Source organism: Allorhodopirellula heiligendammensis (assembly GCF_007860105.1).
In the GTDB taxonomy this organism is placed as follows: domain Bacteria; phylum Planctomycetota; class Planctomycetia; order Pirellulales; family Pirellulaceae; genus Rhodopirellula; species Rhodopirellula heiligendammensis.
In genome coordinates this window covers 15,248-27,987 of the sequence record NZ_SJPU01000009.1, presented here as the reverse complement: position 1 = coordinate 27,987, position 12,740 = coordinate 15,248, and the positions used below count along the sequence as shown (strand labels likewise).

Sequence of the window (12,740 nt, the reverse complement as noted above, 5' to 3'; positions counted from 1 at the left end):
CGGACCGCTTTGAGCCGAGGAAGATAAAACAACCTCATCGAAAACATCATGACTACTTGCACGTTCACCGCCACGAAGCGAAACGCCAGATCCTGGCAGGACTTAGGAAATAACTACGTGCCATTCGCGTCGGCCACCGGGGCATCCCATCGACGCACCGGTCGATATAATTGGAGCGGCTTCGGTGTTTGTTGCTCAGGACGGTTCGACCTTACGCAATTGCAGGGTCGAAGCGAGCGAATTTGCCTCTGCGACGCTGTAGATCGTTTTAAATTGGTTGTCCTAAATTTCGCTATCAGTTTGGATGGCATGCCTGGTTACGGCATCAATAACGGCGGACACTTTTACCATTCACAGATCAATTGGATCGAATTACGAAGAGTCTCCTCTCATTCACCGCTCTTTCGTTCACCCCTCTTTCGGTCGAGATCTGGAGGGGGTAAGCTAACTACCTCTGCGGCGCAATCGGCCGTTGCTAGTCTAGGTTTTTCTGCATCGTATCGGGGAACAGATGGGCCAGTCTTCAGTCGTATCGCATCCAAAACTACTCGACGCAACCGCCGATCGCTTTCGTCGCACGTTCGGTGATGCAGCGACTCGAACCGAAGCGACGGTTCCTCTTGAAGCCGCTCCCGGCGTCCGCCACGAATCGCTACGTGCGCGACTTGAGTCGAGAACACCATTTGAGCTTCTGAGAGGGAATCCGTCGGACGCCGTTGAACGGCGGCTTCTGCGGCTCAGGTGTTCACCCGAGGTCATCCGCAGTGCGATGGGATCGGGTCCAGCACTTGAGGGGCGATTCGATTCGGGACGAATTGGTCTCGAACGCATCATCGGCAGGAACGAACTACTGGCGGTCCGGTATCTTGACGCTGGCAGAGTAGCCGGAAGTGCCGTGGCGAGAGTGGTCATTCGGTCGAGTTCGGGAGCAGTGCTGGGATACGGGACGGGATCGATGATTTCCCCCTCCCTCATCATGACGAACAATCATGTGCTGGATTCCACTTCGCGGGCCGAAAACGCCGTTGTGGAGTTTAACTACCAGCTTGGGCTCGATGGCCGCGAAATGTCAGCGGTGCGATTTCGGTTGCGTCCGGACCTTTTCTTCACAACGAGTCCCGCGGAGGAACTCGATTTGACTATTGTCGCGGTGTCGGATGTTGCCGACATGTCCTTCAACACTCAATTGTCAACCTTCGGTTTCAATCCGCTGTCGGCCACCGAAGGAGAAATTCTGGCCGGCGAAAGTGTCACGGTAATCCAGCACCCAGGTGGAGATCTGAAGCAAATTGCACTGCGAGAGAACCGCGTCTTGCGCTTCCCCAACACGGGAGACAGCTTCCTGTACTATGAGACCGACACCACTCCCGGGTCTTCCGGCGCACCAGTTTTCAATGATCAATGGGAAGTTGTCGCCCTGCATCACTCTGGTTTTCCAGAGCGGGATAGCCACGGCAGAATTCTGACAACCGAGGGCCAACTCTGGCGAGAAGAAATGGGGGACGAGCGAATTCACTGGATCGCCAACGAAGGAATTCGTGTGGTCGCGATTCGGGAACACCTGTCGGGACTGGGCGGCCTGACATCCGCGCAAGGCGCGTTGCGAGATGCGGCCTTAAACCCACAGCCAATCCCTCTGGTATCGGAACCCGAAAAGCATCCTATTCAAGTTAGTTTGCCAGGCACTGTTTTACCTGCAAGTCCTGTGAGATCCGCGACGGAAGCAACTGCCACTTGGACAATCCCGCTCAACGTCTCGGTCACACTCGGACCTCCGACCGGGGGGGCGACTTGCGATTTATCACCTATTGTCGCACCCATTTCTACTCCCACATCGCCGTCTCTCCTGGTCCTTGGTCCATCCGACGAACCCGATGATGCCGACTTCGAAGCTGCGAAGAAAATCTTCGAAGAGGCTCGCAGCCGCCCTTACTACGACGCCACAGCTGATAGCGCTGACCGAACGGCCTTCTATTCGGACATCTCGTCCACATTGAGTCCCTCGCAGCTCTTTGATGCTCTGAGTGAACTCGTGCAATCCACACACACGAAGACGCTGGGTTACAAGCCCGCCGTACATCTTTACCCGTGGGTGGATCTGCAACCGAATCTCAAGATTCGCAGCATCTATTCGTCCCAGATGTTCGAGCCGATCGAGTTCATTGCTCGTGACCTCGAAGTCGCTCGACTCCGACGCGAGCTACTGTCTCGCTTCAGAAGTTCCGAAGCGGCTGGAAATCCAGCTTTGGAAGCCGCCTTCAAAGAGTCGCTGGAAGCCGCGCTTCCGTACAACTGCGAACACGTGGTCCCGCAGTCGTGGTTCCGGAAACGTCAACCAATGAAAGGTGACCTGCACCATCTGTTCGCCTGTGAATCCAAGTGCAACAGCTTCCGCAGCAACACTCCATACTTCGACTTTACAGATTTCCGAGAAGCCATCCGCTCCGATTGTGGCAAGAGCGAGACAAACAAGTTCGAACCAAACGCCGGCAAAGGAGCCGTCGCCCGAGCCACACTCTACTTTCTCCTCCGCTACCCGGGCGAGATCAACACGACTGCCTCCGAATACACACCGGACCGCATTCAGACGCTCCTGCAATGGCACCAGGACCATCCAGTAACCGAGTACGAACGCCACCGCAATCAAGTGATCTTTGCCGTGCAGGGGAACCGGAATCCACTGATTGACCAACCGGACTGGGTTCAGCACATCGAATTTAGCGAGGGGTTGGCATGAGCGAGACGATTCCATACCCGAGTAGCTCTGTGTGGTACATTCACGTCCAAACAAATGGCGAGACCGGACAAGGGTCCGGTGTAGGTATTCGGTTGAGGAAGAAGGGACAGCCCGGAACGGAAGAGACCTACATCCTTACTTGTGCTCATGTGGTTCGCCGTTCAGGGAAGAGCGATCAGGAGCTTGGCCCTAAGCACGAAAGAATATGGGGTCAGCCAGCCGGTTACGGGTACGATCCATCTGGCGGTTTTTCGCTGCAGATGGTAGCGACTGTGACACCACTGAGCACCTATGCGGCAGCGAGCTTCTATGAACAGCCCGTTGCCGATGTCGAGAGTGCTGATTGGGCGCTCTTGAAGTTTGACGATCCGGCGTGGAGCAATTGCCGAGACGCAAAGCTCATAGCAGGAACGTGGGCCAGCCAGGAATTGGCGACAGGAGACGAATGCGTAATCTCTGGGTACCCAGAAGGTCACAAAGGCTTCAGTGGTTTCCTCAATGGTAATGACCACACAGTCCGCCCTAAGCCAGGTTACAATATTCAGAAGGTCGAGAAGATTGCCAACAGCCTTGTGACCTTCGATGGAACTGGTTCGCGATCGGGAATGAGTGGCGGCGGAGTTTTTCGAACTGGCGAATCGAATCATGCCCTCAGCGGACTCCACCGCGCACGGTATGATGCGAGACTTCAACTCAAGGCCCTGTCGGCTCGCAGCATACTTCAGCGACTGGATGAGCTTGGGTACGAGCCTGTTGAGGTTTCTCTACATAAGTCGCCCGATCAACAGCGGAACGAGGCCCCTTTCAGCATGAGTGATCTTCAAGCGGATGAGGTGATAGCTATCGCAACAAGTTTGCTGCAGATTGCGATCGGCGACTGTCATTCTGGAAAGCAAGTCGAGCAGTTTGTGGGGGCCAAGGGCAAGTTGGTCCTGACCCTCAGCGAGTTTGCTGCCGACTCGATGCAGCGGCTTGCAGTCAAAGGATCGCTGGACCTTTTGCAAGCTCAACAGAGTCAGATCACTTCTCTTAAAGACAGAGAGTTGAGCAACATGTTTCCAGGCACGAACTTCGCCAGAGAGATCGAACGGCTACAAGTTGCTCGCACAGAAACAATTGAGGAAATCCGCGGCCGACTCAGGTTGATGATCGATAATTGCGTCCAGCTAACGTGAGCAGAGCGACACAGAACGTTGGGGATTAGTCATGACAGACTTCATCGTTGATCCTTCAGGGAACATCACCGACGTCCGATCGCGTACTACCAATGGAGAGTCAGACGCTAAGCCGTTCTCGTCGAAGTTGGAACACGATTTGGAGAGCTCGAGCAGCACACATTCAAATAGGAGAGGGCCCATGTCCCGAGTAGCAATCGTTGTTTTACTTGTCGCATTCGTGGTTGAACTCGGTACGGGAGTGTGGCTCTATCGAGAACGCGAAGCGGTCACGCAGGCAGAAAATGTAGTTGTTCAACGCGAATCGTCTGTTTCATCGCGGGAAACGAAGGCGACCGAACGCGAGACGGCGAACCAATCAGAAGCAGAAAGGTTGTCAGTACAGGAAGATGGTTTGGAAGCGAAGGATGCCAACCTAGCCGCCGAGAATGCTCGCCTCGTCGCAATCGACCGCGACCAAACGTCGAAATCGAACAAGTTGGCGGAAAAGGAACGCCTCCTGACAAAGCGTGAAGAAGAGGATGAGGAGGACGACGAGAATCAAGCTTTCGCCCTTTCTCTTGTTAAGGACACACTTGACAGAGTTCGAGAGGCTGTTGACCGACAGAATCGGTCGGGTGGAGGCTGGCCACCCGGAGCGCAACCATCGCCTCAATCACCAGACATGTCTCCCGAAGCACCGGCACCTGTCGATGTCGCTTCGCTAAACGAACAGCTTCAACAGCTCGAAGCCCGCTACCAGAGGATCGAACAGTCTGAGCCTGATGGCGAATCTGGCGCATTGGCGCGAGAAGCTGCGCTTACCGAACTCGCGTTCGAATGTGCCGAGTTGATCAAGCGAGGATCGATCGACTCACTGCAGATTCAAGCGGTGATCGAAGTCGACTTAGAACTACTGCGCGACTGGGCCGTTCGACTTGGGCTGCCCGAAGATGTCGTTCCTAAGAACTTGTACGAACTGCTCGAATCAAGCCGCTTGGCTGAAATCGAATTGCTACAAGTCAAAAAGGTGGCATTCCTGAAAGAACGCAATGTTGGTTGGTCCGGTCTGTACTCGGGGGCACTTGCTGATGCCGAGTCCACCCTGCATCAGATTCAGGATGCGAAGGGCAAACGTCCGGCTGATCCTACATTGCTATTCGCCAAGGCAATTCTTGAACGGAAAATCAGTCCTTCGGACGCTGCTGCACTTCAATCGGCGGCGAGCGGAGAAGCTCGAACTGCCGCCATTAACCTGCGATATGCCCAATTGCTCAAGCAACAAATGGCCATCCGTTGGTGGGACATCGGGATCATCCAGCGACTGCGAGACGTAGAGGTGTTGCTCTCACCCGAAGTACGGGAACAGTTTAGCACCTCTGACGTCCGGTTAAAATATATTGATCTCTTGTCAGCTTCGATGCCATCTGATCCTAAAGCACTGCGTGTGAGCCTTCAGGCCTTGATGATGGCTCCTGAGACTGTTGAAGAAGCCATTGCGCAGTTCATCTCCGAGCGTTATGCCGATCCGATACGGGCCGCCGAGTCACAGGCGATATTGGAGGCCGCTTACGCATCGGAAAACGGGGAAGTGGTGACGGCGGAAGATCGCGTGGCCTTCAAGGAGTGGTTGGCAGGGCACCTGTCCCCTGGAAAAGTCTATGAGTTTGGCATTGTTCGGATCGACACACTCCTGGGAATCTTCTCAGACCTCGCTGTACTAAATGACCCGCGAGCACCTCACGCCGACGACCGCTTTGAGGTGGAGGAAACCCGCCGTGCGCTCGTAACGGAGAACGTAAGACGACCGGTAGATATCGCGTCGCGCGAGGCACGTTTGAATTCTCCGCTTCGCGTTACCAAACCGGAGCCGCAGCGGCTGAACGGTATCCTTCGCATTCTTGTTGAGCGAACTGGCACACCCGAATTGAAGCGAGCTTGGCTCGAAACCGCCCTCGATGGACTTGCTGCACAACTTGATTCCATAGAAAGGACGCATCGACTGGCGGAAACTGCGATCAAAGAGAACCTAACGCAGAATTCCTCCTTGGAGAAGCTTGGTGAGTACGGCGCATCTGCGCCCGAGAACCGCGAGGTTCGCGTCGCGTTGGCCGAAGCATTGAAAGCGGTCGAGTTGCGTCTGATAACATTGGAGGAGGTTGCTGTTGAAAGTGGCAGGCTCAAGGAATTGAAGGCACGCGCAAAGGCTGGGCTCAACGCTATTCCACCTCCAATCGGCGACTTATCTTCAGTCGTTGCCGCACCTGACTGGGCACCTCCAGAGCTTGAACGGCAGATCAAAACAATTGAGACACGCCTAATTCCGGCGATCAACGCAGCAACCAAGCACACGGGCCAGGAGATTTCAGCGATTAGAGCTTCGAAGGAGGTCGCCGAGTTGTCTTACTACTTTCATGGCGAGCGATTGCCGCACGAGTTCTCTGACGGGGAGGTTATCGAGCGTTTCCGCACGATGTCGAAAGAGGAGCGTATTCTAGAATTCGCGAGTGTTTTTCGAGGACTGTACGGTGACGAAAAGATCGCTGAACTCCGAGACTCTTTGCGCGCTGCAAAATATGGAACTCTAAATCAGCGATTTGCTGTTCCCGAGTTTCGTAACTATGTCGATGATGGTGCGGTATTCATGGGTAAAGACTCGCTCGGCAGAGAGTTTTATCGGATTAATGGGGCGGTCCGCGTGCTTCACAATGTCGAGGGGGGGGTCATGAATTGCCCTGTATACATCGCCGACTGATGACTCGGCTTGAAAATGCCAGCTTGCGTTGAGGAGTCAATATGCTTTGGAAATTCCCAATACGGGTTACTGTTTCGGTTGGATCGCCGGTCCTCTCGTCGCAAGTTGGCGTTGTGAGATCGAGCCACGGCACAGCGGGTTTGCAAGAAGGGCACATCACCAGTTCAGCGCCGACGATTGATACAGCACCGTTCCATCTGGATTCGCTCTCGAACTCGACCTTCACCTGGAAAGCGGCATTGTCTTTGGCTCTTGCCAGCAAGTTGGCATACGAGTCCGACCAGAGCGTCAAGTCGACCTGCCTTGGCTCGACGAGATCATGGGGTTTTGGTTCTTGCGAGTTCATCGATGTCGATGACACGCAGTGCTTCGTCGCGTTAACCCCAGAGATCGCATTGGTCTCATTTCGCGGAACCGAAAGCCGTGGCGATTGGCTGAGGAACATTAACGTTCCTGGGCGAACTCGCAACTACGGAGTTGCACATCGGGGATTTCTTGGAGGATTTCAGGCTGTCGAGTCGCGGTTGAGGTCGGCGCTTTCCGGAATCGGAGGGCGAAAGCTCATTCTTACAGGCCACAGCCTAGGCGGAGCACTCGCAACCGTGATGGCTGCCGAGTGGCAGGAATTCATGCCCGCGTCATGGGTCGTGACATTTGGGCAGCCAGCCGTCGGAAGGGGTTCTTTCCGAATGTTCTTCATGCAGCATTACTCCAGGAAGTTCTTCCGTTTCGTGAACGATGATGACGTGGTGCCGCGTGTGCCTCCCGGTTATGAGCATGTCGGTCGGTTGCTGCACTTTGATGCCCAGGGTCTCCTGAAGAATGGACAATCTTTGCCATTAATCGAGCAGGCATTTGTTGAATCGATCAGCAATGAGGCGTTCGAACCTGGTCCGGCCATGCTGACATATGCCGAGTACCAGGCTCTGCAGTCCCAGATTGGGCAGGAAGTAGTCAGCGTCAATCGCCCCTTGACGGAGTCGCTGGCAAGGCCACAGACCGAAGGACTCTTTCCAAGCGTAAGAGATCATAGCCTGGACAGATACATCGACAAGATTGCTGCGAAATCGGAACTTTAACAGAAATACGAAATCCTCACCCACGTTTGATTTGCGGAGACAACCCATGCCACGAGACACCTCACTTCATGCCCTTCGCAGAAAACTCTCCAGGGTTGCGGGAGATTCCAAGTTGGAGTCGCTGGCGAAGGAAAGAAGGTCTGCGTCGGCGAGGGTAGGTGGGCGGGAAAGTCTGACTGAAGACGCCCGTGGGCAAAGAGCCCACTTAGACAATCTCGTCGCGCGAGATTTTGATACGGAGACATCAGCCCTGCAGAAGCTGGAGAATGGTGATTTTGACGACATCTCGCCTCGCGAGAGGATGTATCTCGAAGCTATCGTTGAGGAAGATGGCCGCCCGGTCGTGTTCGTCATCGACGACGAATTCGATGTACTTCCTGATCCTTGGACCCAGCTCAACGCAGACCCCGTTCGCTCGCGTATCAATGCCCTGATGCCCTCCATCGGTCGCATTGAGGACATATCCGGAGGTATCCCCCAGCATATCGGTACCGGATTTGTCGTTGGCCCGAATCTGATGATGACGAACCGGCACGTTGCGGAGGCGTTCGTGCGCGGTTTGGGCCGCGTCCGAAACCAGCTTTCATTCGTTCCGGGGATTGAGTCAGCAATCGATTTCCGACGCGAGAATGAACTCGATCCGAACGATCTTTCGACCAGCGTTCGCCTGACTGACGTCGTAATGGTCCATCCGTATTGGGATATGGCGCTGTTTCGCATCGAAGGGCTATCGCCCGCGAATGGGGGACTGCGGCTGTCGGTACAGGCACCGGAGGATCTGGTCGGACGCAACATTGTTGTCATCGGATATCCAGGTCGTGGAAATGATCGATCTCGCAAAGCCGTACAGCTTGAACGGAAGGTGTACGGAAGAGTCTTTGGTGTTAAACGGCTGGCTCCTGGCGAGATCGAAGTCCGCGAGCGGATCGAGAGCTTCGATTACGTGGTCCCAGCAATGACGCACGACAGTTCCACACTGGCTGGCAATTCAGGTTCTGCGATCGTTGATGTGGAAACCGGTGAGATCGTCGGCCTGCATTTTGCTGGCATCACACTCAAGGCGAATTACTCAGTGCCCTTGTTCGAACTGGCCCGTGATCCGCGTGTGGTGGATGCAGGCGTTAACTTTGCGGGCAGCGTTCCTCCGACCGACGAATGGGACCGTGCTTGGCGCGGCATCGAATCGCTGGGAAGCGGTGGCGTAACAGCAGCGGTCCCAGCTGCTCCCTTCGCGACTGGCCAGCCTGGCCAACAATCGGTCACCTGGACAATCCCCATCCAAGTGTCCATCTCATTGGGACAACCACTGGTGGGCACGAACGTCGGACCAACACCAGCACCAGTCCATGCGGCGAGTGAAGCGACTTTTAAAGTTCCGGTGATTCATCCCAACCTGGAACAGCGCTCCGGATACGACCCGAATTTTCTGGAACTCGATGGCGGAGAACTGGTCCCTTTGCCGGAAATCACAGAGGCCGGTGAGAATGTCATCGCCCGGCTGGCGGACAACAGCCATGAACTTAAGTACCACAAGTTTTCAGTCGTAATGCATAAAGAGCGTCGACTCGCGTTGTTCACTGCTTCAAACGTCAGCTGGCAGTCGGAAGACAAATTCCTTTCCGATGGCCGCAAACCATCTCGAGGCGAACTCAACGGATTTGATGACGACAACATTCGGGAAGCCTGGGCGATCGACGAGCGTATTCCAGTTGGGGAACAGCTCCCCGACAAATTCTTCATCAAGGACCAGGGAGCGTTTGACCGGGGGCATCTGGTCCGGCGAGATGATGTCGCGTGGGGAGACTCATTCGAAGACATGCAGAAGGGAAACGGGGACACATTCCATACGACGAACTGCTCTCCGCAAGTTGCCAAATTCAACCAGGCTTCGAAAGGGGTCGACAATTGGGGAGATCTCGAAAACCTTATTCAAGGCGAAACGACTTCTGAGCGGGTGATCGTGTTTGCCGGACCCGTTCTCGATCCCTCCGATAAGCGATTCGATGGGGTTGATTCGAGTGGCCCTGTCAAGGTTCAGATCCCGCGACAGTTCTGGAAAATTGTTATCGCGAGTACGGAAGATGGCCCAAAAGCGTTTGGGTTCCTTTTAAAGCAGAAGCTGACCGGCGTCCCCTTGGAGTTTGCGGTCCCAGAAGACTGGAAGCCGTACCAAGTTGCGATTCAGGAAATCGAAGACTTGCTATTTGGACTGGCAACACTCGATTGGTGCAAGGTACATGATGTTCTGGAATTCTGATCGAAATTTGCTGCGTTAGCCCACGACTGGCGGACACCTGAGATTTTTCCCAAAATCATTTCAGGAGACCCCAATGCCAGAGAAACAGAAACAGAAACGACGGACTTTCACCGCTGAGTTCAAGCAGAGCGCCGTCGACCTCATTGCCAAACAAGGCTACTCGATCAACGCCGCCTCGGAGTCACTCGGTGTCGATGCGACTACCCTGCGTACTTGGCATCGAAAACTCGCGACGCCGCAGCCACCTTTGGCCGAAGACGCCACCGTTGCCGAGTTGAAGGCAGAAAACAGTCGCCTCCGCAGAGAACTGCAACGAGTTGAAATGGAGCGTGAAATCCTAAAAAAAGCAACGGCGTACTTCGCGAAGGAGTCAATGTGAAGTTCGCCTGGATCCAAGAGCACCGTGACTCCTATCCCATCTCAGCGATGTGCCGAGTCCTGTGCGTTAGCACGAGTGGCTTCTATGCTTGGGGCAAACGTGCCCCAGGCCCGCGTGCTCAACGCACTGAGAGGATACGCGAGTCGGTCAGCCGCGTTTTCGAGCAGTCCAATCGAATCTACGGCAGTCATAAGATCGCTCAGAATCTGACCGACGTCGAAGATCTCGAAACGGCGTGCCGAAACACGGTTGCCAAAGCAATGAATGAAATGGGACTTAAAAGTCGTGTTGTCGGCAAATTCACGCCCACGACCACAACGGCCGACCCCGACAAGATTCCTGCACCTAACGTGCTCGATCAAGTGTTCACCGCTTCGGCGCCGAATCAGAAATGGGTGACCGACATCACCTATCTACCGACATGCGCCGGTTGGTTATATCTCGCTGTGGTTCAAGGCAAACTTTTGGGGCTATTACGCTTCACGACTTCAGGTGGTGGCGTTTGACTTCACGGTCAGTCGTCACCGCGACGGACCGGATGATGTGCTTGAAGACTTCAGCGGCAACTTAATTGGAGACTGTTGGTCGGGATTTCAAAAGATTAACGTTCGAAGTGACTCGCGAATTATGTTTGCGGCGTGCTGGGCTCATGCGCGTCGTAAGATCGACGAATGCCGTAGCGCGTTTCCGCTGCAAGTCGCGAAGTTGGAATCCTTGATTGGGATGCTCTATGACATCGAAGATCAAATCAAAACGCTCGACGAAGCGGTACGACTTGCGCGTCGGCAAAGTCTGTCGCGTCACGTGCTTGATCAGATCGACGCGTACCTGTCGAGCGACGCGATGTCGACGCTGAACGTATTACCCAAGAGCAACCTTGGGATCGCGGCGAGCTACGTTCGTAACCACCGGGACGCGTTATCACGATTCATCGAAGACCCTTCGATCCCGATCGACAATAATGACTGCGAACAGTTGATGAAACGCGTAGCGACAGGGCGCAAGAACGGGCTATTCAAAGGATCGCTGGCAGCGGGCGAACGAGCGGCGAACTTGCTTACGATTATCTGATCTGCCATCCGCAACGACTTGGACGTGCGCGCATACCTGGACGACGTGTTGCGTCGCGCGTTGGCAGGGGAGACGGACTGGTCATTGATGGCACCGCACGCTTGGTAAGCAGACCATCCTGAATCGATTCGCGAGTACCGCGCGGACGAGCGTCGCCAAGCCGCCGACCGCAAACGAACCCGCCGTGCCCGCCGCCGCCTCCCTAGGAAGTCAACCCCACGCCACTGACTGGCTCTGGTGTACGGTTACTCCGCGCCGCACCATCTCGATCGCGTTGCCACGAAAGTCACTGTAGTTGTATTCGACCTCAAACTGCCACCGTGTCGCGTTCGCCCGCGTCGATTGCTTCTCCATGAAAGCAAGCTGCTTATCATCGAGCGCCCGATCGACTGCGGCGAAGTAGATATATTGGTATTCGCTCATGGTCTTTCGTTCTCAGCAAAGCATTCTTCACAAAAAGTTCTCACCATCGTCCAGAGTCAAGTCGCCATCGGACTCGTGCAAAAGATAGTCGGAAAACTTAGAGTCGACAATTTGCCGGAACATCACCCGATGCTTTTTAAGCAAGGATTTCCAGCGCCGAAGTCTGCGGGGCGGAAAGGTTGCGATCTCAAATACCAGCGTTCTCGGTTACGAGGTGGACCGCGAACGCGAACAAGCCGTCATCGGCCAAGTCAACGAAATCGCTGGCGAACTGTGGAACCTTCACGAATTCGGCGACGAGGTCACCAAGTGACGCAAACTGAAGCGACTTCGGTTTCGAGTCGACGAACACGGGCCGATCCGAGCGAAGCAACCCGGCAAGTTTGCCCGCATCAAGCTACTGACGGTCGCCCAAGGCAACCAAGCCACACGACTGATCGAAGACAAAAACGAGCGACGCGAAGCGAGTAAACCACGTCGCAATCCCAAACGCCCGTTCATGAAACCAGCCCTCATCGCCAACCAAGCTCGCCTGCAAAAATTCTGGCGGGACTCGGTGAAATAGTCTCTCGACCCAGGATGGAATCGAAACATGTCAGCAGAAGCAGAAGCAGAAGTAGAAGTAGAAGTAGAAGTAGAAGTAGAACTCGGTCTCGATGTCGTCCCGACCATCGACGGGACCGAGATTATGAACACGAGGGACGTCAAAGCAATCGTCGTTGTGACAGTCCCGCCGGATGCATCAATTCGAGAACCAACGCATCAATTCAGATTTTGAGAATGTGAACTTCCGCGGCGGTTGGAAAAAAATAACGTCCTTTTGTTGCACGCCGATGCTAGCAACGCTATCCTCCTGTCTAGCTCTGTCGGGTGTATTGGCAACAA

Annotated in this window: 11 protein-coding genes; 9 read left to right on the top strand and 2 right to left on the bottom strand. The window is 54.7% G+C overall.

Features of this window, described 5'->3' with window-relative positions:
- The first annotated feature begins 511 nt into the window (after positions 1–511).
- The 8 genes from Poly21_RS25895 (at position 512) to Poly21_RS25860 (ending at position 11,432) form a co-directional block, all read left to right on the top strand.
- Positions 512–2,737: an endonuclease gene (locus Poly21_RS25895; protein WP_146409973.1), complete on the top strand. Its 2,226-nt coding sequence runs from the start codon at positions 512–514 to the stop codon at positions 2,735–2,737.
- The gene (locus Poly21_RS25890; RefSeq protein ID WP_146409972.1) at positions 2,734–3,912 is read left to right on the top strand and encodes a trypsin-like peptidase domain-containing protein; all 1,179 of its coding nucleotides are present in this window, start codon (positions 2,734–2,736) and stop codon (positions 3,910–3,912) included. The genes Poly21_RS25895 and Poly21_RS25890 overlap by 4 nt, the downstream gene beginning before the upstream one ends.
- A 181-nt stretch (positions 3,913–4,093) precedes the next feature.
- Positions 4,094–6,646, top strand: coding sequence for a hypothetical protein (locus tag Poly21_RS25885; protein WP_146409971.1), 2,553 nt, complete (start codon positions 4,094–4,096; stop codon positions 6,644–6,646).
- A gap of 41 nt (positions 6,647–6,687) precedes the next feature.
- A complete protein-coding gene (locus Poly21_RS25880; protein WP_146409970.1) occupies positions 6,688–7,725 on the top strand; it encodes a lipase family protein in 1,038 nt (345 codons plus the stop codon).
- 46 nt (positions 7,726–7,771) lie between these two features.
- Entirely contained in the window at positions 7,772–9,982 is a 2,211-nt protein-coding gene (locus tag Poly21_RS25875) for a DNA/RNA non-specific endonuclease (RefSeq protein ID WP_146409969.1), read from the top strand.
- A 73-nt stretch (positions 9,983–10,055) separates the two neighbouring features.
- Positions 10,056–10,361, top strand: coding sequence for a transposase (locus tag Poly21_RS25870; RefSeq protein ID WP_146409968.1), 306 nt, complete (start codon positions 10,056–10,058; stop codon positions 10,359–10,361).
- Positions 10,358–10,867, top strand: a complete 510-nt coding sequence (locus Poly21_RS25865) for an IS3 family transposase (RefSeq protein ID WP_146409967.1) — start codon at positions 10,358–10,360, stop codon at positions 10,865–10,867. The genes Poly21_RS25870 and Poly21_RS25865 overlap by 4 nt, the downstream gene beginning before the upstream one ends.
- Positions 10,857–11,432: an IS66 family transposase gene (locus Poly21_RS25860; protein WP_302120672.1), complete on the top strand. Its 576-nt coding sequence runs from the start codon at positions 10,857–10,859 to the stop codon at positions 11,430–11,432. The genes Poly21_RS25865 and Poly21_RS25860 overlap by 11 nt, the downstream gene beginning before the upstream one ends.
- 210 nt (positions 11,433–11,642) lie before the next feature.
- Here the strand turns inward: Poly21_RS25860 and Poly21_RS25855 are convergent, their stop codons facing one another.
- Complete coding sequence (locus tag Poly21_RS25855) at positions 11,643–11,855, bottom strand: hypothetical protein (protein WP_146409965.1); 213 nt, start codon at positions 11,853–11,855, stop codon at positions 11,643–11,645.
- A gap of 187 nt (positions 11,856–12,042) precedes the next feature.
- Positions 12,043–12,207, bottom strand: a complete 165-nt coding sequence (locus Poly21_RS28030; protein WP_302120670.1) for a hypothetical protein — start codon at positions 12,205–12,207, stop codon at positions 12,043–12,045.
- A 240-nt stretch (positions 12,208–12,447) separates the two neighbouring features.
- On the opposite strand from Poly21_RS28030, the gene Poly21_RS25850 reads away from it, so the two are divergent.
- Positions 12,448–12,633 carry a hypothetical protein gene (locus Poly21_RS25850; RefSeq protein WP_146409964.1) on the top strand — a complete coding sequence of 62 codons (186 nt, stop codon included), beginning with the start codon at positions 12,448–12,450 and terminating at the stop codon, positions 12,631–12,633.
- The last annotated feature ends 107 nt before the right edge of the window (positions 12,634–12,740 follow it).

Excerpts from the sequence above, each read along its gene's own strand:
- Poly21_RS25895 (WP_146409973.1), top strand. The coding sequence starts at position 512 with ATGGGCCAGTCTTCAGTCGTATCGCATCCAAAACTACTCGACGCAACC.
- Poly21_RS25890 (WP_146409972.1), top strand. The coding sequence starts at position 2,734 with ATGAGCGAGACGATTCCATACCCGAGTAGCTCTGTGTGGTACATTCAC.
- Poly21_RS25885 (WP_146409971.1), top strand. The coding sequence starts at position 4,094 with ATGTCCCGAGTAGCAATCGTTGTTTTACTTGTCGCATTCGTGGTTGAA.
- Poly21_RS25880 (WP_146409970.1), top strand. The coding sequence starts at position 6,688 with ATGCTTTGGAAATTCCCAATACGGGTTACTGTTTCGGTTGGATCGCCG.
- Poly21_RS25875 (WP_146409969.1), top strand. The coding sequence starts at position 7,772 with ATGCCACGAGACACCTCACTTCATGCCCTTCGCAGAAAACTCTCCAGG.
- Poly21_RS25870 (WP_146409968.1), top strand. The coding sequence starts at position 10,056 with ATGCCAGAGAAACAGAAACAGAAACGACGGACTTTCACCGCTGAGTTC.
- Poly21_RS25855 (WP_146409965.1), bottom strand. The coding sequence starts at position 11,855 with ATGAGCGAATACCAATATATCTACTTCGCCGCAGTCGATCGGGCGCTC.
- Poly21_RS25850 (WP_146409964.1), top strand. The coding sequence starts at position 12,448 with ATGTCAGCAGAAGCAGAAGCAGAAGTAGAAGTAGAAGTAGAAGTAGAA.